This window comes from Leminorella grimontii ATCC 33999 = DSM 5078, from assembly GCF_000439085.1.
In the GTDB taxonomy this organism is placed as follows: Bacteria; Pseudomonadota; Gammaproteobacteria; order Enterobacterales; family Enterobacteriaceae; genus Leminorella; species Leminorella grimontii.
The window spans coordinates 759,334-783,384 of sequence record NZ_AUUA01000001.1 but is presented as its reverse complement, the minus strand read 5'-3'; the positions used below and the strand labels follow the sequence as shown (position 1 = coordinate 783,384).

Annotated in this window: 18 protein-coding genes; 1 reads left to right on the top strand and 17 read right to left on the bottom strand. The window is 54.3% G+C overall.

The features are described from left to right. The first annotated feature begins 99 nt into the window (after positions 1–99). Positions 100–2,019, top strand: a complete 1,920-nt coding sequence (locus G544_RS0103540) for a hypothetical protein (RefSeq protein WP_027273308.1) — start codon at positions 100–102, stop codon at positions 2,017–2,019. Positions 2,020–2,028: 9 nt separating this feature from the next. On the opposite strand, the gene G544_RS0103535 is transcribed toward G544_RS0103540, so the two are convergent. The 17 genes from G544_RS0103535 to rdgC all read right to left on the bottom strand — a co-directional run bounded on the left by G544_RS0103535 (position 2,029) and on the right by rdgC (position 23,980). Continuing rightward, positions 2,029–3,033, bottom strand: coding sequence for a LacI family DNA-binding transcriptional regulator (locus G544_RS0103535; RefSeq protein ID WP_027273307.1), 1,005 nt, complete (start codon positions 3,031–3,033; stop codon positions 2,029–2,031). Between the two features lie 154 nt (positions 3,034–3,187). After that, positions 3,188–4,117, bottom strand: coding sequence for a dihydrodipicolinate synthase family protein (locus G544_RS0103530; protein ID WP_027273306.1), 930 nt, complete (start codon positions 4,115–4,117; stop codon positions 3,188–3,190). A 20-nt stretch (positions 4,118–4,137) separates the two neighbouring features. After that, positions 4,138–5,097: a phosphoglycerate dehydrogenase gene (locus G544_RS0103525; RefSeq protein ID WP_027273305.1), complete on the bottom strand. Its 960-nt coding sequence runs from the start codon at positions 5,095–5,097 to the stop codon at positions 4,138–4,140. Between the two features lie 39 nt (positions 5,098–5,136). Continuing rightward, positions 5,137–6,438 (bottom strand): TRAP transporter large permease, encoded by a 1,302-nt coding sequence (locus tag G544_RS0103520; protein WP_027273304.1) that lies wholly within the window; start codon positions 6,436–6,438, stop codon positions 5,137–5,139. 9 nt (positions 6,439–6,447) lie between these two features. Then, a complete protein-coding gene (locus tag G544_RS21250) occupies positions 6,448–6,948 on the bottom strand; it encodes a TRAP transporter small permease (protein WP_051155548.1) in 501 nt (166 codons plus the stop codon). Between the two features lie 76 nt (positions 6,949–7,024). Continuing rightward, positions 7,025–8,035 carry a TRAP transporter substrate-binding protein gene (locus G544_RS19870; RefSeq protein ID WP_036023121.1) on the bottom strand — a complete coding sequence of 337 codons (1,011 nt, stop codon included), beginning with the start codon at positions 8,033–8,035 and terminating at the stop codon, positions 7,025–7,027. A gap of 357 nt (positions 8,036–8,392) precedes the next feature. After that, positions 8,393–9,256 (bottom strand): hypothetical protein, encoded by an 864-nt coding sequence (locus G544_RS22090; RefSeq protein ID WP_134389035.1) that lies wholly within the window; start codon positions 9,254–9,256, stop codon positions 8,393–8,395. After that, complete coding sequence (locus G544_RS0103500) at positions 9,253–10,146, bottom strand: hypothetical protein (protein ID WP_027273302.1); 894 nt, start codon at positions 10,144–10,146, stop codon at positions 9,253–9,255. The genes G544_RS22090 and G544_RS0103500 overlap by 4 nt, the downstream gene beginning before the upstream one ends. A 95-nt stretch (positions 10,147–10,241) precedes the next feature. After that, the gene (locus G544_RS0103495) at positions 10,242–10,949 is read right to left on the bottom strand and encodes a response regulator (protein ID WP_051155547.1); all 708 of its coding nucleotides are present in this window, start codon (positions 10,947–10,949) and stop codon (positions 10,242–10,244) included. Continuing rightward, on the bottom strand, positions 10,946–12,340 hold the full coding sequence (gene baeS / locus G544_RS0103490; protein ID WP_027273300.1) for an envelope stress sensor histidine kinase BaeS: 1,395 nt from the start codon (positions 12,338–12,340) through the stop codon (positions 10,946–10,948). The genes G544_RS0103495 and baeS overlap by 4 nt, the downstream gene beginning before the upstream one ends. 23 nt (positions 12,341–12,363) lie before the next feature. Beyond that, the gene (mdtD, locus tag G544_RS0103485; protein WP_027273299.1) at positions 12,364–13,773 is read right to left on the bottom strand and encodes a multidrug transporter subunit MdtD; all 1,410 of its coding nucleotides are present in this window, start codon (positions 13,771–13,773) and stop codon (positions 12,364–12,366) included. A gap of 17 nt (positions 13,774–13,790) precedes the next feature. Then, positions 13,791–16,871: a multidrug efflux RND transporter permease subunit MdtC gene (gene mdtC, locus G544_RS0103480; protein WP_027273298.1), complete on the bottom strand. Its 3,081-nt coding sequence runs from the start codon at positions 16,869–16,871 to the stop codon at positions 13,791–13,793. Continuing rightward, complete coding sequence (locus G544_RS0103475; RefSeq protein WP_027273297.1) at positions 16,868–19,996, bottom strand: MdtB/MuxB family multidrug efflux RND transporter permease subunit; 3,129 nt, start codon at positions 19,994–19,996, stop codon at positions 16,868–16,870. Before G544_RS0103475 ends, mdtC begins: the two co-directional genes overlap by 4 nt. A 14-nt stretch (positions 19,997–20,010) precedes the next feature. After that, on the bottom strand, positions 20,011–21,228 hold the full coding sequence (locus tag G544_RS19865; protein ID WP_036023118.1) for an MdtA/MuxA family multidrug efflux RND transporter periplasmic adaptor subunit: 1,218 nt from the start codon (positions 21,226–21,228) through the stop codon (positions 20,011–20,013). Positions 21,229–21,543: 315 nt separating this feature from the next. Beyond that, positions 21,544–22,029 (bottom strand): hypothetical protein, encoded by a 486-nt coding sequence (locus G544_RS0103465; RefSeq protein WP_027273296.1) that lies wholly within the window; start codon positions 22,027–22,029, stop codon positions 21,544–21,546. After that, positions 22,026–22,826 (bottom strand): hypothetical protein, encoded by an 801-nt coding sequence (locus G544_RS0103460; RefSeq protein ID WP_027273295.1) that lies wholly within the window; start codon positions 22,824–22,826, stop codon positions 22,026–22,028. Before G544_RS0103460 ends, G544_RS0103465 begins: the two co-directional genes overlap by 4 nt. Before the next feature lie 242 nt (positions 22,827–23,068). After that, positions 23,069–23,980, bottom strand: coding sequence for a recombination-associated protein RdgC (gene rdgC / locus G544_RS0103455; RefSeq protein ID WP_027273294.1), 912 nt, complete (start codon positions 23,978–23,980; stop codon positions 23,069–23,071). Positions 23,981–24,051 lie beyond the last annotated feature (71 nt).

Sequence of the window (24,051 nt, the reverse complement as noted above, 5' to 3'; positions counted from 1 at the left end):
AAGGCGGGGATTGTAGACTGCTAAAATCATGATAGCAATCATTGACGCTCTATAATGATAAGGGCAATTATTAGGTACTCTTTTTTACGGAATGTAGTTATGAAAACGTCCCCTTTACTGCTGTGCGTTCTTTTAGGCGCCTTCAGCCTTTCCGGCTATGCAAAAGAAGCAACCTATGGCGAATCGATGGTGCAGCAGTGGCTGAATGAAGAAGGCAGCCCCGATATGAGCAGCGCAGAAAAAGAGAAGCAGCGCCTGTCATATCTAAGCTGGCGGGCAGACATTGACGCCGCGGTAGAGCAGGGGCGAAAAGGGGAGCTATCGAACGCGCTGACGCTGGCCCAGCGAGCGCGCCAAACGGCGGATTCGATGCCCGCTTTCAACATGTATGAGTATCAGCATACCATTGAGCTGATACTGTATCTGTTGGAAAAGCAGCATAAGTTCTCTGAGGCCAGCCAGCTGGCGGAAGAGTTTGCCAACAAGCCCTGGGGCGTTGTCGCTTCCGAGCCTGACAAGTGGCTGAATATTGCTATTTCCGATGCCTCCAATGCCGGGCGGATTAACGACGTCTATCGGCTTCAGATGCAGATGTTTCTCCAGTCTCGGGCCTGGCCTCAAATATGGACCATAGATGAACAAACTCACCGGCTCGACTACTCGTTGGCGAAGATGAGTTTTCCCCTCGTTCAGGACGGATGGGTGTTGGCGAGCTTCGATCCGGCTGACGAACGCGGCGACAGGGCCGAGATAACCTATATTCGCGACAGAGGGCTGGATAGCGCCGCGATGCTGAGCTTTTCCGTTTCATATCGTGAACCGGACTATCGCGATCCGGACGATCCGCCGCAGGGTGGCCCATCCTTTGCGCAGAAGAACCTCGACCATTGGCTGGACTACCAAACGAAATCTGATAAGGAGGCGATAAATAATTCGCTTCCGACGCTGAGTTTTCCGCAGGCCGTATCGGCAAGAACGTCGAAGGTATTGCCAGGAAACGATGAACATCCCGCTGACGTTCGCGCACGCTGGGCCGTGGCGCGAGGGGAGTGGATGCTGGAAGCGCAGGTTAACGTCTACGAAGATAAAGTGTCGGCGATGACGCCCAAGATTGAAAAGCTGTTCGCCGCGCTGACGTGGGACGACGCCCCCAAGCTGTACGGGAAAATGACGATGAAAGAACGTCTGGATAAACTGTCGCCCAGCAGCCTGCGTATGGGGGATTCTCCATGGGAGGAGGTTATCGAACAGGCGACGCAGGCATTAAATGACGCCAAATTTCCCTATGAGCTGGTACAGCTTTACGGCGCGCTGGGTATCGCTCAGTATCGGATGAACGATCTGCAAAAAGCCAGCCAATCGCTGAACAGCATGATGGAGATGCAGAAGTACAGCCACAACGGCGATTACAGCGTTTATGATACCGCTTTGAAATACGTTGCGGATGTCGCCTGGAGCGAAGGGCGAACTGAGCGGGGGAAAGAGCTTGATAAGGCGGTGGTGACGTCCGGATTTTTTGGCCGATACTGGGCGTTCACGCAGGACAATACCGCCGTCGTCAGCAAAACGTACGACCTGACCCTGCCTGTGAGGATCGGTGACTTTCATCTGGAAGCGGACGGTGAAACGCAATTCTATTATCACAATTTGAAAACCGGCCAACTGGTATCGCTGGAAATTGAAAAAAGGCCGAAAGCCTCAACCTCAACGCCGCAGTTTGGCGAACAGCTGCAACAATATTTGAACCGAAGGTTTTCGACCGTGGAAACGGGTAAAGCTTCTCCCATAACGTTGGCTGAGGGATCATTCGCCAAGGCGGGAACCGCGTGGTCGTTCAAAGTGGTGAACAATGAATATGTCGACGGTCTCTACTTGGTGGCCGTTCAGCGAGGCGAGCAGTTAATGCTGCTGCGCTGCGCCTCTCAAAAGAAATATCCAGAGAATCAGCGGGGCTCGAAGGCGTTTATCGAGAAGTTCGTCTGGAAATCGGCTGATTTATCCCAACCGCTGGCTAGGTAACGCGCGCGTTTAGGACAAGGGCGACATCAGCGTCGCCCTGCATACCTGAAGGCCAAACTTCGGACGGCCGGCAATCTGCTCTTCCATCGCGTTGAACGCGTTAGCCGCCAGCGCCTCCTTATCTTGGCGCATAGACCATACGCTGTTGGTTAAAAAGCTCAGCATCACGTACTCATCGAAGGTGCCAATATTCATTTCCGGAGGAATTGCGCCGAGCCGATTTTTAACGGCAAAAAGCGCGCCTTCCATCACCGTCAGCGAAGAGGCGATAAGCGCCTTTGGCGTACAGCCGTGTCGATCGATAAAGGCATTCATCATCAGTTCCCCGTCGTCGATGGCGTCATAGGGGCTACAGGAAATGAGGTCGTCTTCCCGGCGCTTTTCGACAGACGTTATTGCCTGACGGTAGCCCTCCATGCGAGCAACGATGGTCGGCAGCGTTGGATTGCCGGCGAAGAAGTGAACGGGCGAAGGCTGCTGCCTGAGCATGGCGTCGGTTAGCGTAAAGCCGGCGTCGAGGTTGTCCGTCACGATAGCAGCAATGTTTGGCAGCGTGCTGCCGAAGTCGCGGTCGAGAAACACCAGCGGCTTTTTTCGATGCTTTACGTGGTGTTCCTGACTTTTTTTAGACGTCGGCGCAATGAATATGCCGTCAACGTTGCGTTCTTCCAGCGCTTTTACCAACCGGTTCTCGTAGGCCTCGTCGCCATAAGTGCAGCTGGTCATGAGCTGATAGCCCTCCTGGCGACAGCGCGTCTCCAGCTTTTCCGACAGCTTGGCGAAAAAAGGGTTGGACAGTCTGGGAACGACAAGCCCCAGCGTGTAGGTTTTTTTCATTCTCAGGCTGCGAGCCGTGTAGTTCAGCGTATAGCCATGCTCTGCGACGTAGTCTTCAACCTTTTTTTGGGTAGCCGGACTGATGCGATATTGTTCCGCTTTGTTGGTCAACACCAGACGAACCGTGGTGATAGAGACGTTAAGAGCCTGCGCGATTTCTTCAGCGGTTTTAGCCATAGCGCTAGTGAACCTTTTGATGAGGAAACGAGAACGGCGCGTAATAAAAACGCACGAAAGCGGTCATTCTGAAGGAGTTTGGCGAAAGAAACAATCGATGAAAACGATTCGCGCGCGGCGTGGAAAACCCGCGCGCGAATGAACATTCAAGCGATCAGGGCCTCAGTCCGACTTTACGCTGATAGTCTTCCGTGCCTTCGCGGATCTGATCCAGAATAACGCTGAGCGCCCACTGGGTTTCCAACACGTCATCTGCGGTCACCCGGCAGTGTGTGCTTTTGAAAATGCCCAGACGCTGTTGATAAATTTTGGCATTTTTGGGATAGCCGCATTTCTCAACCAGCGCAGACAGCGAAAGAAAGCGGGCTACTTCGTCGGCTAACGCTGAACGGCGGCTTCCCTGTGACTGCAGCCATACGTAAAGTTCAGGATGCACGTTGGCCATTACGCCGCAAAATCCGCGCGCGCCTGCTAACATCGCGGGATAGGCGATAGCCGCATTGGCGTTGACGATGCTTAGCGGCGTATTTTTTGTCAGCGACAGGCGGCGTTGAACGGTCGCCAGATCGCAGCTGACGTCTTTTATCACCACAAAGCGCCCGCTGTTGGCGCAAAACGTCAGCTCTTCATCTGTCAACAGGCGGCGATAGGGGGCCGGGCACTCGTAAAGCCCCAGCGGAAGCTCTGGCGGCAGCGTATCCAACAGCGCCCGCAGATTGGATAAAAAGACCTCTGTTCCCTCGTTTTTAGGATCCAGATGGTTGGTCACTAAAACCAAGGCGTCCGGGCCGGTTTGCGCCACGGCCAGCAGCTCGCGCTTCTGGTCTTCCAGCTCGTCGCTGATGTGGCCGGAAGAGATAACCGGCACGCGCCCGTTGACCTGTTTTATCACGTAGCGGGAAAGTTCCACGCGCTCTTCCAAAGAGAGATAAATCATCTCGCTGGACTGGCAGACGGCAAACAGCGCGTCAATACCGCTTGCGATATACCATTCAATAAGGCGATCCAGACTGGGATAGTCGATTTTATTATCCGGGGTAAAGGGGGTCAGCATAACCGGAATAATGCCGTTAATAGTCTTCATTAAGTCTCCTGTTGCTTATTTCAATTTAATAAATTCTTGGGTTCTCGCCCGTTGAACACGTCCAGAATCGCCTGTGCGGTCAAAAGCCCGATATCGTGATAGGTTTTATAGGTTTCTGCGGCGGTGTGGGGCGTAGTGATGACGTTGTCGAGCGTAAATAGCGGATTGCCTTTCTGCGTTGGCTCCGCCTCGTAAACGTCGATGGCCGCCCCGGAAAGCCTGCCGGAGGTAAGCGCACGGTAGAGCGCGGCCTCATCCACCAGCGCGCCTCTGGCGGTATTGATGAAATAGCTTCCGGGCTTCATCATGCTGAAGGCGTCGTCATTCATAAAATGGTAGGTTTCTTTCAGGCTGGGGAGCAGCAGAATGACGACGTCGGAGGTGCGCAAGATCTCCTCTTTATCGCAAATTGTGACGTTGAGCGCCCGCGCGGCCTCAAGGTTGGGATACTTGTCGTAGGTCGATACGTCTACATCAAAGCCCATCAGCTTTTTCGCCACGCAGCGGGCGATGTTGCCAAAGCCCAGCAGGCCGACCTTTCTGTTTATCAGCTCGTCACCGACGAAGCGATCCCACTGCCCTTGCTGCGTGGTTTGATAAAGCTGAGGGATGTTGCGCATGGCGGATATCAACAGTCCGATGGTTAATTCCGCTACGGCGTTGGCATTCATACCCGCAGCGTTGGTGACCTTGATGTTGGCTTTTGAAGCATCTTCAAGATTAATATTGTCAACGCCGACGCCAAAACGACAAATTGCCTTCAGCCTGGGCGTCAGGCTAAATATGCTGCTGTTCCAGTCGTCGACGCCGGCTACCACGGCGTCGGCCTGCGGTGCGAACTCTTGCAGTTCGGAAAACGTCATCGGGCGTCCGAACGGGTTCTCAATAATTTCACAGCCGTGTTCCTCAAGCAGCTTTTTCCCCGCAGCGCATAGCCGCGAGTAGTTTGTTGCGGTTACTAACACCTTTTTCTTTTCCATATTTTCCTCGTCAGAGATTAACTAAAAACGATTCCATCGCTATGAATTCAGTACGGACGGCAAATAAAGAGAAATAGCCGGGATATAGCTGATGAGCGCCAGCGCCAGCAGCATGACCAACAGGAAGGGGAATATGGCCTTAATCACTCGGGCTATGGGGATTTCACTAATATTGCTGGCGACAAACAGGTTGATGCCGAGCGGCGGCGTACAAAAACCGATGGCTAGATTGCAGGTTAAGATGACGCCGAAGTGGACGGGATTGACGCCGAAGCCGACCATCACCGGCAGCAGGATCGGCGTCAGGATAATAATGGCGGCAATGGTGTCCATAAACATGCCGACGACCAGCAGCATCAGGTTGATAAGTAAAATAACCGTCCACTTATCGTTGGAAAGAGACGTAATGAATTCAGCGACCTGATTGGGCACCTGTTCAATGGTCAACAGCTTGCCGAAGGGGCTTGCCATCACCACCATGATAAGACAGCAGACGGAAGTGACGCTGGTGCGGGTCAGAATGTCCGGCATGTCTGACCATTTAAGCTCTTTATAAATAAACAGGCTGACGAACAGCGCATAGGCGACGGTAACGCCAGCGGCTTCGGTCGGCGTGAATATGCCGCCGTAGATGCCGCCGAGAATGATGATAGGCACCAGGAGCGCCCACCAGCTGCTGTTGGCGATGCCGCCAGCGATGGGCGGCGCTTCTTCTTTTATTCCCTGCGTCAGCTCCCGATCGTTTTTCTGATGGCGCAACAAATAGCGCGACAGAAGGGCATAAAACAGCGCGAAAAGAATACCGGGCACGATGCCGGCCAGAAACAGCGCGCCGATGGATTCGCTGGCGGTCACGCCGTAAATGATGAAGGGAATCGACGGCGGGATCATTACGCCCAGCGTGCCGGAGGCCGCGGTGACGGCGGTGGAAAAGGTCGGGTCGTAGCCATACTTCTTCATCTCGGGGATCATGTTGCTGCCGATGGCGGCGACGGTCGCCGGAGAAGAGCCGGAAATAGCCGCGAAGATCATACTGGCCAGCACGTTAACGTAGGCCAGCCCGGCTTTTACGCTGCCAACTACGCGCGCGGCGGAGGCGATGATCCTGCGCGACAGCCCGCCGGTCTGCATAATTTCGCCTACCAGTACAAACATAGGGATGGCGATAAGCGGAAAGTTGTTGCCGCCCATGACCGCGCTTTTCGTCAGCAGCGCCATACCGCCGGGCGCGCCGGGAACAAAATAGACGACGATAAAGGTGGCTATTCCCATGCATACGCCGATGGGATAGTTCAGAACCAGAAGGATCAGGAAAACGGAAAAAAGAACTAACGTAACCATGATGTCCCCTTAATGTTTATTAAAACGCCCGATATCCAGAACGGCGTTTTGAAACAGGCGAAATGAGGAAAGCAGGGCGCCTAAAGGCATCGAGGCGTAAAGCCAAAACATGCTGACGTTCTGTTTGTCGATAGGCCAGGCAAGGACGACGGAAGACTGGCGAAGCACCAGCGGGGACGTGGCCTGCTTATAGCTGTAGTAGCAAAGAAAGATGAAAAAGACGGCCATGGATAATTGAGTGAATATGGCGATGCCTTTTCTGATTTTGTCTGGGAACAGATCGACGATAAGCGGAATGCTAACGTGCTTTTTTAATTTAAAGCCGTAACTAATTCCAATCCAGATAAACCAAACAAAAAGCCAGCGGATAAACTCTTCAGACCAGGCCAGGGAGGATTGAAATACGTAGCGCATAACGACCTGAATAATGATAAATGCGCTCATCAGGCCCAGCGTTAATATTAATAATCCTTTTTCGAGGTTCTCGTTAATATAGTAAATAATTTTCATAACGCGTTTTCCGGCAATGGGATGCCCGCCTTCCTGTTTCAGAAGGCAGGTGAGGTACGGGTTTTATATGCCTTATCTACTGCTTATTAGCGTGATACGCCTTAATGCTGCTCTCCAGCTTGTCCCAGTTTTCCTGGCCGATGGATTTAATCATTTGAGGACGAACCTCATTGACCTTCTCTTTGAATGCGGCGATTTGCTCTGGCGACAGCGAATTGACTTTAAGCCCAGCCTTTTCCAGAAAAGCGACGTAGCCGTCTTCTTCCTGCTTAATTAACTCCTGTTGATAGGCCATGGCGGATTTCATCGCATCTTTAATCAGCGTTTGGTATTTTTCCGGCAGCGAGTTGTATTTATTCAGGCCGATTAATACGACGTCGGTGCTATAAACGATATTGGCCAGAGAAACGTATTTCTGCACTTCATAAAAGCGGCTGGTGACAATTTGGCTTAGCGGGTTGTCCTGCCCGTCGACTACGCCCTGTTGCAGGGCCGAATAGAGCTCGCCGAACGCCATGGGAGTCGGGTTTGCGCCCATGTGACGATAGGCGAGAATGTGGGAGTCTATCTGCATGGTGCGTATTTTCAGGTTTTTCAGATCGTCGGGCTTATAAATCGGCCCGCGGTTATTGGTTATCTGGCGAAAGCCGTTTTCCGCCACGGCCAGTCCTTTAAGCTCCAGGGGTTCAAGCTTGCTAAACAGATATTGACCAAAGTCGCCGTTGAGCACGCTCAGCGCCTCTTCGCGGCTGGTGAAGACGTAGGGCATTTCGGTAATGCCGAACGCTTTATCCCAGTTGGCCAACAGGCTCATTGATTGGGAGGTCATGTCTAGCGTACCGGTTTGGACGTATTCGAGCTGTTCGAGGCTGTTGCCCATTTGGTCCGCCGGGAAGATTTGAACGTCTATCTCGCCGTTCGACCCTTTTTTAACCTCGTCGGCAAATTTTTCCCACGCTTTGTGCATATGAAAAGAGGTTTGGGCGCTGTGCCCGACTTTCAGCGTATATTGCGCGGCAAGAGCCGCAGAGGTGCAGGTAAGCCCGCAGGCTAAGGTTAGGGTAAAGAGGAGTTTGTTCGCTTTCATAGAGTGGTCCCTTTTATGTTGGTTATAAACCGGTTCCCCTTGATAGGCAGAGAGGTATAAAGGCGATAATTTTTGTTTTTCTATGTGCTAATTCGAATTAGCAGGTTACTTGAAGCAAAGTGAAAGACTAGGGGTTTTTATCAGGAATGTGATTTTTGTCGGAAATAATTTGAAGGCAGTGCAATTTAATTTAAATAAATTTTATATTTATTAATTAGTTATATTTTTATGTCTGTAGGGATAGCAAAAATGATGAAAGAGTGGCGCTAAATGAAGGTAAAACTGGCAGAGAAAGACGGAGAAATAGGCGACGCCGTGTAATAGGCGTCGTTATGTGGTTTTGTGTGTGGGCCAGAGCTATTTTGCATCATCCCAATAGCGATAAACGGTGCGGGTTTCCAAGTTTCTTGATGTTCCTTGCCCTTTTTTGCCAATTTCTATTTCGCTATGTTTTACTAAAGTACAGTTATCCTGCTTATCCCATTCTTGGCAGCGCCCGCTTGCTGAAATCAGTGCCCAAGGGTAAAGCGTTATAGAAAAGAACGCTAAATTACGGCCATTGGCATCATAAACAGTGCTTATCTGTTTCTTCTGCGAAACGATAAATTCTGGCTGGCCGTTTGAGTTATAGGTATAGCGTACTTCGCCTCTGTCTAGCCCCTTGTCGGTTTGCGAAAAAACCAACTGGTTTTTATCGTTGATACGGTAGTGAGACGTGGCGATAGTTGATTTACTCTGTCCTGATAAGCCCGTAGTGATAGTGTTTTTATACACTGAAATCCATCCTTGCTCATTCAGCGCGTAGAAACCTTGGCTGTTTATTTGGCCAATCTGCTGCTTGCCGGCTTCTTCAACGGATGTCGTCATGGCGATGTCATATTTCCAGCCATTGGGATGCGCTCTCATATGTGCACTTCCTTCAACTTTTATCGTTGACCCTGAAGAACTGAATGTAACAGAATTGATGCGTTCTCTCCCACTTGTCAGGCGACCGCAGGCATCATAGTTGACCTCGTCTGACATGGTACTCTCACCGTTTTCCGAGCGGTTGCTTATCGTCGTCTCAACGCTGCGTGGGTGGCCTTGTGGCAGGCTCTTACCGAGAATATCCGCGTTCAACTGACGATATTTAATAACAGCTTCATCACACGGTATGTCAGCCAAAGCAGTGCCGCTAAAAAACGCAGCTCCCAGTGCGATTGCAATAAGGCTGTGTTTCATTTTTCTTTATTTACCAACCTTGCATCTTGATTTGACTCTTCATCCCAATAGCTAAAGGTAGACCGAAAGACGCTCTTCCTTTGAACGGCATAGTTAGGAAACAGCTCAATTTCATCGGAAACGGCTCTGGTACAGTCGTTATGGGAGTTCCATTCCGTACAGTTGCTTTTTTTGCTGCCGAAGTAGAACGATGACACGCTGATTTCGAGCGAACTGTCCTGACGCCCCTGCTTGTCGTACAGATAAATAATATGGGAGTTGGGGCTTGTGAATGAAAACGGCATGCCGCTGCCGTTGTAGAAAAAACGATTATCACCGCCGTCCGAGCCGAGCAGGGTTACGTTAGCAATACGCTTTGTGCTGTCTAACAGATAGCTGCCGCGCGTTTCACCACTTTCTATTTTTTCTTTGCTGCCGGCGGTATAGTTTTCTATTGATCCGACGATAAGCCCGTTAGCGTCGGTGCGATAGCGGGTTGTCCCTTCGCGCGCGAATGCCAGCACCCGCTGTTTGGCAAAGATGTTATACATAGTGACGCTGTAACTATTTAGCCAGCCGTCGTCCATTTTCGTCAGGCCGTATTCCGAATCCAGAATAAAGCGCTGCTCGTTTTTTACCAGCTGATAGTGCATGTCGAGGATCTGGCCGCAGCGGTCATAGTTAAAGACCGAATAAAAGGCAGAGCCGGTGTCATCGCTTTCGGTGTAGGTCTCAACGCGCTTGACGGGCGTTGTATAGGGGTAACTTAAAAGAATAAGGTGGTTATTGGCGTTGACGCTTTCGCTGATTGCGCAGCCCTCTGAGGGCGCCGCAAGCGCATTCTGCGCACAGAACGCAGCGGTAACGCTAAGAAAGACCGCCGCAGCGGCGCTCTTTGATTGATATTTCATTCGACAGTGGACTCCATTGTCTTTCCTTGTATTAGGCCGTATTCCTTCAATTATGGGCGACATTGCGCATAAATCACTAAGGAATATAGCCTGGACTATCCCTCAAAACGGTATCCTAATCCGTAAACGGAGCGAATAAAGACCCGTTCTGCGTCCAACGTTTCCAACTTGCGGCGCAGGTTTTTTATATGACTGTCGACGGTGCGGTCGGTAACGACGCGGTAGTCATCATACAGATTATTTAGCAGAGATTCACGGGTCAGCACCTGTCCGGGATTGGCCATGAGCGCCTTAAGCAGTCGGAACTCAGCGGCGGTGAGGTCAAGCTGAAGCTCGCGATAGGACACCCGAAACTGCGTCTCGTCAAGCCTCAGAGCGTCGTCCTGAGCCGATAGCGGGCGGGGCGTCGTATAGCTGCGTTTGAGCAGCGCCTTAACTCTGGCGACCACCTCTCTGGGGCTGTAGGGCTTGCACACGTAGTCGTCAGCACCGATTTCAAGCCCGGAAAGCCGGTCCAGCTCTTCGGTTTTCGCCGTCACCATAATAACGGGCACGTCGGAAAAGAGGCGAATTTCGCGGCAGAGGGTCATACCGTCGACGCCGGGCAGCATCAGGTCCAGAAGAATGAGCGAAGGCGGAAAACGGCGAACGTGCTCAACCACTTCGCCGCCGTGGGTTAACAGCTGCGTCTGATAGCCGGCCGCCTGCAGATAGTCGACCAGCAGGCGCCCAAGCTTGGGTTCGTCTTCAACGATGAGGATGGGGGGCAGGCCGCCTTCGGCCAGTTCGCTTTTTTCTGTCATCGTACCGCTGCGCTCGCCGTAGAAATGAGAGGTAAGGTTACCGCAATTTCCAGTCCGCCTAAAGGGGAATGCGCTGCGCTAATGCGTCCGTCATGTGCGTTTACGATATTCCAGCAGATAGAAAGCCCAAGCCCTGAGCCGCCGCTGGTGCGGTTGCGCGAGAGTTCGGTACGATAAAAGCGTTCAAAGATTTGCGTCATCTGCTCGTCCGTCACGCCGGGCGTGGAGTCCTGCCAGCGGATTAACAGGTTTTCTTTCTCTATATCGGCCGAAACGATAAGCCGCCCGCCGGGCTCGGTATCGGTATAGCGCAGGCTGTTTTCCAGCAGGTTATTGAACAGCTGGGCAAGCCTGTCGGGATCGCCGAAGATAACTGCTTTTGGCGGCAGGCAGGTCTCGATATCCAGGCCCTTTTGCTCAAAGCGCCCCCGATAGATAGCCAACGACTGTTCGAGAACGTCGATAACGTTTAGCGGCGCTTTCTTATAGCTCAGCGCGCCGAGGTCGGAAAGAGAGAGCTGGTGAAGATCGTTAACCAGCTTCGTCAGCGCGCTGACCTCCGCCTGAAGCGACTGAAGCGACGTTGGCGTTAGCTGGCGGACGCCGTCTTCCATGGCCTCAAGCTCACCCTGCAGGACGGCCAGCGGCGTTCTCAATTCGTGAGACACGTCGGCGATGAAGGCGCGCCGCATAGACTCGTTTTTCTCAAGCGTATGGGCAAGCAGGTTAAAGTCGTTGGCAAGCGTACCCAGTTCATCCTTGCTGGCGACGGCGACCCGGGCGCTGAAGTCGCCGGCGGCAAGCTTATGGGTGGCGTTGACCAGCGTTTTTACGCGAGAAAGCAGGCTGCGGGATACCAGCAGCGTCATCAGGGCAGCCAAAAAGGTGGACAGCGCGACTAAAATCCAGCTGGTGCGGCTTTGCTGCAAAGAGAAGTTGATATCGGCCTGCCGGGTTAGCTTTTCGCTGGGAACGGCGACGATCCAGCCGATGATTTTACCGTCGAGAGTAATGGCGGTGCGCGTCGCTTCGTTCGGCACGGGGTGGGATGAGCCGGAGATCAAGCGATCGTGAGTGTCGAACACCCAAAAGGGAACGCGCCATCCGGGCGGGGGCGGCATGTCTTCATGGCCGTCGTTTTGGTCAAAAGAGCGAAGGAGGCGGTAGAGCTGTTTCTCGTTATAGCGAAGGAAGTCCCAGTTTCCCTCAATGCGATAGCGCTCGGCCAGAGAGTTCGCCAGCAGGTTAAAGCGCTGTTCGTTAGAGTGGCGAATATAGTCGGTAAATCCCCGCTCAAAGCTTAAGCGTGCGCCCCAGTTCATGGTAACGATAACGAGCATACAGGTCGCCAAAATGGCGAGAAAGAGCTTACCGGTAATGCCTATTTTCATCTCTCGGCTTCTCCGTCAGGGCGTTAACGCTTCTTGCGCGATTCAAGCTGAACGTTTGGCGCATTATTAAGCGGAACTCGCATAAAGATAAAGGTTGGGATCGTCATAATCAGCGCCATGCCAAAGTAGGTGTGTAAAAACGCCTGCTGGATCTCAGGCGTTCCCGCCGCGGCCTGATGGGCTGAAAACACGCCCAGCAGAATGCCCGCGATGCTGACGCCAAGACTCATGGAAAGCTGCATGACCATCGACAGCATGCTGTTGCCGCCGCTGGCGAATTCGTCGGGCAGATCCTTAAGCGTCAGAGTGTTCATGGTGGAGAAACGCACCGCGTTGGTCACGCCGAGCAGGTACAGGATAAACGGCAGCGCCCAGAACCAGCCCCGTATGCCGCAAAGGGCGACAAGCAGCGTAAACACCGGCAGAGCAAGCGTGGAGACGCACAGAACGTGGCGATAGCCGAAGCGGTTGACGATGCGAACCACCAGCCGCTTCACGCTCATGCTGCCGATAATCAGCGGGATCATCATCAGCCCCGCGTGGAGGGGCGAAAACCCGAGCCCGACCTGAAGAAACAGCGGCGTCATGAAGGGCATCATACCGCTGCCGATGCGGGCCAGCAGGCTTCCGCTTAGCCCGACGGAAAAGGCGGGGATGCGGAACATCGACAGGTTGAAAATAGGCGATTCTGCCCGGCGGGCATAGAGCCAGTAAAGGCCGAGCGAACAGGCGCCGCAGGCGCAAAGCAGAATGATGGCGGAATGCGTCAGCCCCAGCCCGCTGTGGCCGTCCAGCGACAGGGTCAGCGTTGCCATGGCGACCGCCAGCAAAATAAATCCCACCATATCAAACCGGCGCGGCGGCATCTTATAGTTGGGCATCAGCCAAAACGTGGCCAGTGCGCCGATAATCCCGACCGGCAGGTTAATCAAGAAGATCCAGTGCCAGCTGGCGTATTCGACCAAAAAGCCGCCCAGCGCCGGCCCTACCAGCGGGCCTACCTGACCGGGAAGCGTGACGAAGGTCATGGCCGCCATATATTGCTCTCTGGGGACGATTTTCATCACCGTCAGGCGGCCTACTGGCACCATCATCGCGCCGCCGATGCCCTGGACGATGCGGGCGCGGATAAGCTCTTGCAGGCTTTCGGCCTGTGCGCAGAGCAGCGAGCCTAGAGTAAACAGCACGATGGCGGCAAGAAATACGCGCTTAACGCCGATGCGATCGGCCAGCCAGCCGCTGGCGGGTAGCCCAATCGCCACCGTCAATACGTAAGAAACGATAACCGACTGCATGCGCAGAGGGCTTTCGTTCAGGCTGTGGGCCATGGCGGGCAGGGCGGTATTGAGGATCGTCGTGTCCAGCGACTGCATAAAAAAGCCGAGAGCAACGATCCACAGCTGCCAGCGTACGTGAGGGGCGTTATCGGTCATGAACGGACTCCTGAAAATTATGCCCGCAGCCCTATGGCGCGGCCTGACGCTCTGCGGCGTTCAAACCAGCGGCTAAGACGGTCGAAATAAAGATAAATCACTGGCGTGGTGTACAGCGTCAGAAGCTGACTGACGATAAGGCCGCCGACGATGGTGATACCAAGGGGTTGACGCAGCTCCGCGCCGTCGCCGCTGCCCAATACCAGCGGCACCGCGCCGAGGATAGCCGCCAGCGTGGTCATCATAATGGGGCGAAATCGCAGCAGGCAGGCCTGATAGATGGCTTCACGCGGCGTCAATCTGCCTTCTCGCTCCGCCGCCAGGGCAAAGTCGACCATCATGATAGCGTTCTTTTTCACCAGGCCTATCAGCAGCATCACGCCGATGAGCGCTATCAGGCTAAACGGCGTATCGAAAAGCTCTAGGGCGAGTATAGCGCCAACGCCTGCCGACGGCAGCGTAGAAAGGATGGTCAGAGGATGAATATAGCTTTCATACAGGACGCCGAGCACGATATAGACGGTTATCACGGCGGCGACGATCAGCATAATTTGTGACTGCAGCAGCTCTTTAAACACCTGTGCGGTACCGGCGAATGAGCCGCGGACGGTCGGCGGGACGCCCAGCGCCGTCATCGTGCGCTCTATGGCAGAGGTCGCGTCTGACAGTGAATAACCGTCGGCCAGGTTAAAAGAGACCGTAGAGGCGGCTGAAAGCCCCTGATGGTTGACCGAAAGCGGCGCATTGGAAGGGTACCACTGCGCAAAATAGGAAAGGGGGACGGCCTTGCCCTCGCCGTTAATGACAAACATTTTGTCCAGCGCGCTGGGGTCCTGAGCGTATTGCGGCGCCACTTCCATGACGACCTTGTACTGGTTGAGCGGCTGGTAAATGGTGGAAATCTGCCGCTGGCCGAAGGCGTTATTTAAAAGCGCGTTGGCCGCCGTTACGTCGATGCCGAGGCGCGACATGGTCTCTCTGTTGTAGGTCAGGGCGATTTCCGCGCCCTTGTCCTGCTGATCGGAGTTAACGTCCGCCAGTTCGGGCAGCGCCGCCAGCGCTGAGCGAATTTTAGGCTCCCACTGACGAAGCGATGCAAGGTCGTCGGACAGCAGCGTGTACTGATATCCGGCGTTGGCCTGACGGCCGCCGACCCGTACGTCCTGTACCGCCATAAGATACAGGCTGGCGCCGGGCTCTTTGGCCAGCTTGCCGCGCAGGCGGCTAATCACCTGCTGTGCGGTGTCCTTACGCTCACCGAGCGGTTTGAGCGAGATAAACATTGAGCCGCTGTTGGTGCGCGAACCGCCGGTAAAGCCGGTTACGTTGTCAACGTCGGGATCGCCGTTGACTATCTTCATGAAGGTGCTCATCTTTTGCTTCATGGCTTGAAACGAAATGCTCTGGTCGGCCTGAACGAAGCCCATCAGCCTTCCTGTATCCTGTTCGGGGAAAAAGGTTTTCGGCACGATCGTATACAGCCAAACGTTTAGCGCTACGGTTGCGATAAAGAGAGTCAGCACCAGCGGCGCGCGGTTAAGCATCCAGGCAAGCGATCGCGCATAGCCGTGCTGCATGGCGAGAAGCCAGCGGCCAAAGCCGCGTTCGCTCTTGGGAGGATGAGCCTTAAGCAGCCGTGCGCACATCATGGGCGTGAGCGTCAGAGAAACCACCAGCGAAATGCCGATGGCGACCGACAGCGAGACGGCGAATTCGCTGAACAATCGGCCGGGCAGGCCGCTCATAAACAGCAGAGGGATAAACACCGCCACTAAAGAGAGGCTCATGGAGAGTACGGTAAAGCCTACTTCACTCACGCCCTTAAGCGCGGCGTCAAAAGGCTTAAGGCCGTTTTCAATATGGCGCGCCACGTTTTCCAATACGACGATCGCATCGTCCACCACGAAGCCGGTGGCGATGGTAAGCGCCATCAGCGACAGGTTATTCAGGCTAAATCCCAGCAGATACATGGCGGCGCAGGTGCCTATCAGCGATACGGGCACCGCGACGGCGGGAATAAGCGTCGCGCGGCCTTCGCGTAAGAACAGTAAAACCACCAGAATAACCAGCGCAACTGAAATGGCCAGCGCACGTTCGACCTCGCTTAGCGAAGCGCGAATAGTCGGGGAACGGTCCTGAGCGATAGAAAGATTAATTGCGCTGGGAATGGCGCTTTGCAGCTCCGGCAGCTCCTGGCGTATGCGGTTGACGGTGTCGATAATGTTGGCGTCCGCCGCTCGGCGCACCATGATGAGGATAGCCGGTACGCCGTTGGCCATCCCCGCGGTGCGGACGTCCTGCACGGAGTCGGCGACGTCGGCAACGTCCTGCAGCCTGACCGGCGTGCCGTTTTGGTAGTGAATAATCAGCGAACGATAGCCTTCGGCGGTTTTTATTTCATCGTTTGTCTGCACTTGCCAGCTCTGTGATTCCAGATTCAGAGAACCCTGCGGCCTGCGCACGTTGGCTTTATTGATCGCGTTTCTGACGTCGTCCAGAGAGACGCCCTGATTAAAAAGCGCCTGCGGATTTAGCTCCACCCGAACGGCCGGCAGGGAGCTGCCGCCAACGCTGACGTCGCCTACGCCCTCCAGCTGCGAGATTTTTTGCGCCAGTTGGGTAGAGGCGTAGTCGTACAGTTCACCCGGCGAATAGACGTCAGACGTCAGCGTCAGGATCAGGATAGGTGCGTCGGACGGGTTCGCCTTGCGGTAGGTGGGACGAGACGGCATGCCGCTTGGCAGCAGGTTTTGCGCGGCGTTGATCGCCGCCTGCACGTCTCGCGCCGCGCCGTTGATGTCGCGGTCCATGTCAAACTGCAAAATGATGCGAGTGCTGCCCAAAGAGCTGCTGGAGGTCATTTCGTTGACGCCAGAGATAGAGCCCAGCGCGCGCTCCAGCGGCGTGGCCACTGAGGCGGCCATGGTTTCCGGCGACGCACCGGGCAGCGATGCGCTGACGGAAATCACCGGGAAGTCTATCTGCGGCAGCGGCGAAACGGGAAGCAGCCGAAAGCCCAGCAGGCCGGCGAGCACAATCGCCAGCGTCAGCAGGGTGGTCGCCACCGGCCGGTGAATAAACAGGGCGTAGAACCTCACGGCGCAACCTCTTGCTGCTCTGGCTTGCGTACGACCAAGCGGTGGCTAAGGCGGTCAAACAGCAGGTAAATCACCGGCGTAGTGAACAGCGTCAGCACCTGGCTTACCAGCAGGCCGCCAACCATGCAGATGCCCAACGGCTGCCTGAGCTCTGCGCCGATGCCCTGGCTTAGCATCAGCGGCAGCGCGCCGAGCAGGGCCGCCATGGTCGTCATCAGAATGGGGCGAAAACGCAGCAGGCAGGCCTGATAGATAGCGTCATAGGGCGACTTGCCTTCCTCTCGCTCGGCGGCCAGCGCGAAGTCGATCATCATGATGGCGTTTTTCTTGACGATGCCTATCAGCAAAATGATGCCGATGATGGCGATGATGTCCAGCTCCTTGCCAAATAGCATCAGCGCCAGCAGTGCGCCGACGCCTGCGCTGGGCAGTGTTGACAGAATGGTGACCGGATGAATAAAGCTTTCATACAGCACGCCCAGCACGATGTACATCGTGACGATCGCCGCCAGGATAAGCCACAGGGTGCTGGTTAACGAGGCTTGAAACGCCAGCGTGGCGCCTTGGAATTGAGTGACAATGTCACTTGGGAAGTTAAGCTCGCGCTCCGCGTCGGTGATGGCGCGGGTTGCTTCCCCCAGCGAGACGTTCGGCGGCAGGTTAAAGGAGACGGTGGCGGCCGGGAACTGGGAGATTCGGTTGACGGAAAGCGGCGCAAAGCGTTCTTCAACGGTGGCGATGCTGGTTAAGCGAACGGGCTGACCGCTGGCGTTTTTTAGGTAAATAGCGTCAAAGGCGTCCATCACCCGGTCTTTATCGACCTGCTGCTCCAGCACTACGCGGTACTGATTAGCCTGGGTATAAATGGTGGAAATCAGGCGCTGCCCAAAGGCGTTATACAGTGCGTTGTCGATAGCGCTCATATCGATCCCAAGCCTGCTCGCGTCGTCGCGGTTGACGTTCACATAGGCCATCAGACCGCGATCCTGCCAGTCGCTGGTGACATCAGCCAGCTGCGGCAGCGCTTTAAGGCGTTCGAGCAGTACCGGCACCCATTGAGTTAACTGCTCTTGCGACATAGCCTGTAGCGTAAACTGATACTGCGTTCGGCTGATTTTGTCTTCAATGGTTAAGTCTTGTACCGGCTGTAGGTATAGCGTTATGCCGGGCACGCTTTCTACTCGAGCGAGCAGGCGATCGATGATTTCCGGCGCCCGCGCGTCGCGCTGGCTTAAGGGCTTCAGGTTGATTTGAACTCGCCCGCCGTTGAGCGTGGCGTTGTTGCCGTCGACGCCGATAAACGACGAAACGCTTTCAACGTCGGGATCTTTTAACAGCAGTGCGGTCACTTCCTGCTGGCGCTTGGCCATCGCGCTGAATGAAATGGCCTGCGGCGCCTCCAGCGTTCCCTGAATGAGCCCGTTATCCTGCAGCGGAAAGAAGCCTTTGGGGATGAACAGATAAAGCGTGACGGTGAGCGCCAGCGTGCCGAGAGCCACGCCGAGCGTAGTCATCGGGTGCTTGAGCACGACGGTGAGATAGCGGCCATAGCCGGCGACCACGCGAGTAAAGAAGTTCTCAAAGGCTAAAGAGAAGCGGTTTTGTTTACGCAGCGACTCATGGCTCAGCAGGCGGGCGCACATCATCGGCGTCAGGGTGAGCGAAACCACGCCGGAAAGCAGTATCGCCACCGCCAGCGTTAGCGCGAATTCGTGAAACAGCCTCCCTACCACGTCGCCCATAAACAGCAGGGGAATAAGCACGGCCACCAGTGAAACGGTGAGGGACACGATGGTAAAGCCGATTTCTCCCGCCCCTTTAAGCGCGGCGTTAAGCGGTTTCTCTCCCTGTTCGATATAGCGAGAAATGTTTTCTATCACCACGATGGCGTCATCGACAACGAAGCCGGCGGCGATGATCATCGCCATCAGCGTCAGGTTATTAATGGAAAACCCGAGGAAATAGATGATGGCGAACGTGCCAACCAGAGAGAGCGGGACCGCGACGCTGGGAATAATCGTTGCGGGCAGATTGCGTAAAAACAGATAGATAACCAAAACTACCAGCGCGACGGCCAGCATAAGTTCTAGCTGCACGTCGTCAATGGAGGAGCGAATGGTGATGGTTCGGTCAGTCAGTATTTGTACGTTGACGGCATTCGGCAGGCTGTTGGTTAACTGGGGCAGCAGGCTGCGAATTTCATCGGCGGTGGTAATCACGTTGGCGCCCGGCTGGCGCTGAATGTTGATGATGATGGCCCGCTTTTGATTCGCCCAGGCTGCAAGCTGGGCGTTTTCTGCGCCGTCTTCAACGGTGGCGATATCCTTGAGCCGGATAGGCGCGCCGTCTTTGTAGAAAATAATCAGCTGACGGTAATCTTCCGGCGAGCGCATCTGGTCGTTGGCCGACAGGGTGGCGGAACGGGTTGGCCCGTCGAGGCTGCCCTTCGCCGAGTTAACGTTGGCGCCGGTGATGGCGCTTCTGACCGTTTCGCTATCCAGCCCATAGGCGGCCAGCGCCTGAGGATTCAGCTTTACTCTGACTGCCGGTCGTTCGCCGCCGGACAGGCTAACCAACCCGACGCCGGAAACCTGCGATATTTTCTGCGCCACGCGCGTTTCCACCATGTCGCGCACCTGCGACATGGGAACGGCATCGGAAGTCACGGCAAGCGTCAGGATTGGCGCATCGGCCGGGTTGACCTTACTGTAAATCGGTGGATAGGGCAGATCGCCCGGCAGCAGGTTGGTCGCTGCGTTAATGGCGGCCTGAACCTCCTGTTCGGCGACGTCCAGCGCCAGATCGAGCTGAAACTGAAGCGTAATGACCGACGCGCCGCCGGAGCTTTGGGAAGACATCTGCTTTAAGCCGGACATCTGTCCCAGCTGTTGCTCCAGCGGCGCGGTGATGGCCGAGGTAGTGACGTCCGGCCCGGCGCCGGGATAAAGCGTAACGACCTGAATCGTCGGGTAGTCGACTTCGGGCAGCGCGGAAACCGGAAGCGCCCGGTAGCCGAGAATGCCCGCCAGCAGGATTGCCACCATCAGCAGCGTGGTCGCAACCGGGCGGAGAATGAAAAGGCGGGACAGGCCGCCGCCCGTCGGCAGAGCGCGCTCGGCTTTCATTTCGCTGACGGCGCTCATTTCGTTGACGGTCCCCGGAGACCGCCATCCTTCGCGGCGCCAGGCGTGACGACCTCTACCTGCACGCCTTCCTTAAGTCGGTCAACGCCGTCGGTAACGACGCGCTGTTCTGGCGACAGCCCGCTGTTAATGACGCTCAGCTCGCCGTAGCGCAGACCGACGGTTACGGCCTGCTTCGTCACTTTGCTATCGTCGCCGAGAACCCAGACAAAGTTTTCATTGTTGCCGGTCTGTACGGCGGCGGCGGGAATGACGAGGGCGTTTTTAAGCGTATCGACCTTGATGCGCGTATTAACGAACTGATTGGGGAAGAGGCGCTCATCCTGATTGTCAAAGCGCGCCTTGAGCTTAATGGTGCCCGTAGCCGCGTCGATCTGGTTGTCCAGGCTTAGCAGCGTGCCGGTGGCGATAAGCCGCTTATTTTCCCGATCCCAGGCCTCAACGATCAGAGGCGCGCCGCTTCGATAGGTTGTGAGTATGTCGCTTAGTGCGGCTTCGGGTAACGTAAACAGGACGTCGATGGGGCGAGTTTGCGTAATAACCACCAAACCAGTGCTGTCACCACTGGTGACATAATTGCCGACGTCAACCTGACGCAGGCCAACTCGACCGGAAATAGGGGCGGTAACTCGGCTGTAGGTCAGCATCAGGTGAGCGTTATCCAGCGTCGCTTGGGCCGCCTTGATGCTGCCTTCGGTTTGTTTGACCAGCGCAGTTTGTTCATCCAACTGCTGCTGTGAAATCATTTTGGTTTTAATCAGCGACTGATAGCGCGCCAGATCTCGCCTGGCGTTGACCAGCGTCGCCTGTAGGTTTTGTAGCTGGCCTTCGGCTTGAGCCCGCTGTATTTCGAAAGGACGAGGGTCTATTTCAACCAGCAGGTCGCCTTCTTTAACGTCTTGCCCTTCGATAAAGTGGATGGCAACGATCTGGCCTTCAACGCGGTTGCGAACGATAACGGTGTTTGAGGCGGTTACCGTCCCCAAGCCGCTCAGGTAGCGGGGAACGTCTTGAGTCGTGGCGACAGAGGCCTGCACCGGAGGCATCGGCATATTGCGACGGCCCGTTGGCGCCTGGGTCTGGCCACTGGCATTTTTCGCCGTTGACGTTCCGCTGTCAGCCGGTGATTTGAAGTAAAAGTAAGCCCCAGCGGCAAATACCGCGACAATCGCAACGGTTAAAGGGCGTAACAGTCGGGAAGAAGGTCGTGTCATGTGGATTGTTCACCATAATAGCCCCGTCCAGTGGGCTATTCTCCAGAATTGGACGTCTTGGCGCTTAGTATAAATCGATGGCCAATAAAAAGAATGAAAGAAATATGAAGGTTTATATCCGTCATACTTCAAGTTGCCTGTGCGTTGGCTGCGTAATTCCCCCTACGGGGTTCACCCTTTCAGGGCCAGCGCTTTGCGCTGTTCAAAACGCCGTAGGCGTTTTGTCATACAACTCGAATTATTTAGGATATAGCAATGAAAGGTCAGCGTTTTCACGAAATTTCGTAAGACGAAAAGCGCTGACCGGCGAACGCACTACTGGCAAATAAAATACGGCAGCGTTCCGTTGGAAAAAATCTTCTTGCCGCTATTCATATCAATGACGTGCAGATAGGTCGATTCATGGCGTTCCGTACTAAAGCGGTAAAGGTAGCGTTCGCCCAATTCATTGGGGAGCGTGTCGTGCGACGTGCGTAAAATGTCGGTAGTATTTAGGGTAAAGTCATTGTTTTTACTGCGGTAATAGTCAAACAGGATCGTTCTGTCAATGATATAACGCTGGCCGTCGGTCTCAATGTACCCCGTTATCATGTTCTTGCCTTTACCGTTTTTAAAATGAAACGTCATGTTGGATATCATTAGCGCATCCGTACTCTTATCGCTTCTTTCAAACAGATAAGAGCCATGGGTAGAGCAGGTGAACGAGTCCTGTTGGCGGGTGTAGAACAGATAAATGCTGGTTATCAGCAGTATTGTTGCTCCCACAGCAGCGATGATGATAAGAGACAGGCTACGTTTCATTTGACCTTCACCACATAGTAATTAACGCAGGGAGCGTCATCTTTATCCGGATCGCCCTGACAGACCTGAAAGGACTCCCGCCTGTCGTCGGCGGGGAGGCTGAAGTACACGTTTTTAGGTGTAGAACAGTCTATTTTCAGACTGTCGATGCGCTGTTTCAGGCGAGCTAAATCGGTTGGCTTTTGGTTATGGATAAACACCTTACAGCTGTAATAGTTGCCCTGATAGTGATAGTCGGCGTAGTAGTTAGGCCGGCTGGAAAACAGCGACAGGGCGCCATAGAGCAGGATGATAAACAGCGCCGCCAGCAGCGCAACGCGAATGTAGTACCAAATAAACCGGCGAAGCCGACTTTGGGAAGACGTCTGAATATTGGATTTCTCCGCCAGAAGCGTCGCGTTGAGAATGGGCCTCTTGGCAATATAGGGCTTTTCTTTGCCGTTGTTGTTAAAGGTTCTGTAGCTGGCAATAACCTTAAGTTCAACGTCGGTTGAAAGCTGAACGCCGTAAGAGTAGGTGGTTAATATGGGTTCCGGCTCTCGAATTTTCAGAAACGATTCAGAGATGCCTTCCAGTATGTGTACCAAAAGCGCGGTGGCTTCAGAAGAAGGCGGGCGGTGAATTTCCTGCGCCAGCTGATCGAAGGGAATAATCTGATAACCGCTGTCTATCAGGCGCAAAAACAGGCGCTTAGCGTGTCCGTCGAGCGTGCTTATCTGCCGCGGGTCGTCAAGGCGGCTTAACGTACCGGTATGCGTATTAAAAAGAACCCGGTCGTTAATGATATAATTATGCAAACGCTCCCTCCGTTTACTTTCGCTAAATTGGTTCGCAAAACTGTGTTTTTAGCAAATTATGGAACTAATGGGCCAAAAACTAAAAAAGAGTAAAACTATAATTCTGTTTATAATGTGTTGTAAGCAGGAGGGTAGTTTACCACTCCTGCTTGTAATGAAAATATAAATCCCACCATTTTTAGACCGTCGCGCCTTTATTTATTCTTAGCGCGAGAGGTTGAAAAACCATGTATATATAAAGGTTATTCTGCGCGTTCGCCGCCGAGCGCCTCGATGAGCTCGCTAATTAACGCGGCGGTCTCTCCCGTCATAAGAGAAAAGTCTGCGTCAAAGCGGGCTGCGTAATCCTCTTTATCAATGTCCTGATTTTGTTCACGCAGCGTTTCCGTAAACTTGATGCGCTTCAGACTGCCGTCGTCGGCCAGCATAAACTCAATGCGCTCGCGCCAGTCCAGAGCCAGCTTGGTGACGAGCTTACCTGCCTCGATGTGCGTTGCGATTTCGTCGCACACCAGCTCCTGCCCTTTACAGCGAATCACTCCACCGCCTTCCAACAGCGCCTTAAGTTCGGCTTCCTCTTGAAGCGTAAAGCCTTCCGGCAGTTGTCCGGAACGAACCCACTCGGTCAGCGTCAGCTCGATGGGGCTTTCCATCGTAAGAGGCACGACCGGCAGCGAGCCAAGGCTCTTGCGCAGCAGGGCCAGCGTATCTTCTGCTCGTTTGGCGCTGGCTGCGTCGATCATAATCAGGCCGTTTACCGTATCTATCCACAGGCTGGTCTGGTTGAAGCGACTGAAGGCGCGAGGGAGGAGCGTATGGAGCACTTCGTCTTTTAGCGCGTCTTTTTCCGTTTTCTTCAACTTGCGGTGCTGCTCCGCTTCAAGCTGTGCGATTTTCGCATTGAGCGCCTGCTTAATGACCGGCGCCGGCAAAATTTTCTCTTCTTTACGGGCAACGATGAGGATCTGGTTACCCGTTGTGTGCGTTAATGCGTCGCTGTGCGAACCCATCGGCGAAACCCAGCCTGTTTTAGCCATATCCTGACTGCCGCAGGGGGTGAACGTTAGCGGCTTGAGCTGCTTTTCCATTTCGTCAGCAGAGAGTGAAACCTCACGGCTGAGGCGATAAATCATAACGTTTTTAAACCACAACATACTTATTTCCATTTAACGTAAAGAGAGCAGCGCTCTGTATAAACATAGATGCCATCATACCCAATCGCAAC

Excerpts from the sequence above, each read along its gene's own strand:
- G544_RS0103540 (WP_027273308.1), top strand. The coding sequence starts at position 100 with ATGAAAACGTCCCCTTTACTGCTGTGCGTTCTTTTAGGCGCCTTCAGC.
- G544_RS0103535 (WP_027273307.1), bottom strand. The coding sequence starts at position 3,033 with ATGGCTAAAACCGCTGAAGAAATCGCGCAGGCTCTTAACGTCTCTATC.
- G544_RS0103530 (WP_027273306.1), bottom strand. The coding sequence starts at position 4,117 with ATGAAGACTATTAACGGCATTATTCCGGTTATGCTGACCCCCTTTACC.
- G544_RS0103525 (WP_027273305.1), bottom strand. The coding sequence starts at position 5,097 with ATGGAAAAGAAAAAGGTGTTAGTAACCGCAACAAACTACTCGCGGCTA.
- G544_RS0103520 (WP_027273304.1), bottom strand. The coding sequence starts at position 6,438 with ATGGTTACGTTAGTTCTTTTTTCCGTTTTCCTGATCCTTCTGGTTCTG.
- G544_RS21250 (WP_051155548.1), bottom strand. The coding sequence starts at position 6,948 with ATGAAAATTATTTACTATATTAACGAGAACCTCGAAAAAGGATTATTA.
- G544_RS19870 (WP_036023121.1), bottom strand. The coding sequence starts at position 8,035 with ATGAAAGCGAACAAACTCCTCTTTACCCTAACCTTAGCCTGCGGGCTT.
- G544_RS22090 (WP_134389035.1), bottom strand. The coding sequence starts at position 9,256 with ATGAAACACAGCCTTATTGCAATCGCACTGGGAGCTGCGTTTTTTAGC.
- G544_RS0103500 (WP_027273302.1), bottom strand. The coding sequence starts at position 10,146 with ATGAAATATCAATCAAAGAGCGCCGCTGCGGCGGTCTTTCTTAGCGTT.
- G544_RS0103495 (WP_051155547.1), bottom strand. The coding sequence starts at position 10,949 with ATGACAGAAAAAAGCGAACTGGCCGAAGGCGGCCTGCCCCCCATCCTC.
- baeS (WP_027273300.1), bottom strand. The coding sequence starts at position 12,340 with ATGAAAATAGGCATTACCGGTAAGCTCTTTCTCGCCATTTTGGCGACC.
- mdtD (WP_027273299.1), bottom strand. The coding sequence starts at position 13,773 with ATGACCGATAACGCCCCTCACGTACGCTGGCAGCTGTGGATCGTTGCT.
- G544_RS0103475 (WP_027273297.1), bottom strand. The coding sequence starts at position 19,996 with ATGAAAGCCGAGCGCGCTCTGCCGACGGGCGGCGGCCTGTCCCGCCTT.
- G544_RS19865 (WP_036023118.1), bottom strand. The coding sequence starts at position 21,228 with ATGACACGACCTTCTTCCCGACTGTTACGCCCTTTAACCGTTGCGATT.
- G544_RS0103465 (WP_027273296.1), bottom strand. The coding sequence starts at position 22,029 with ATGAAACGTAGCCTGTCTCTTATCATCATCGCTGCTGTGGGAGCAACA.
- rdgC (WP_027273294.1), bottom strand. The coding sequence starts at position 23,980 with ATGTTGTGGTTTAAAAACGTTATGATTTATCGCCTCAGCCGTGAGGTT.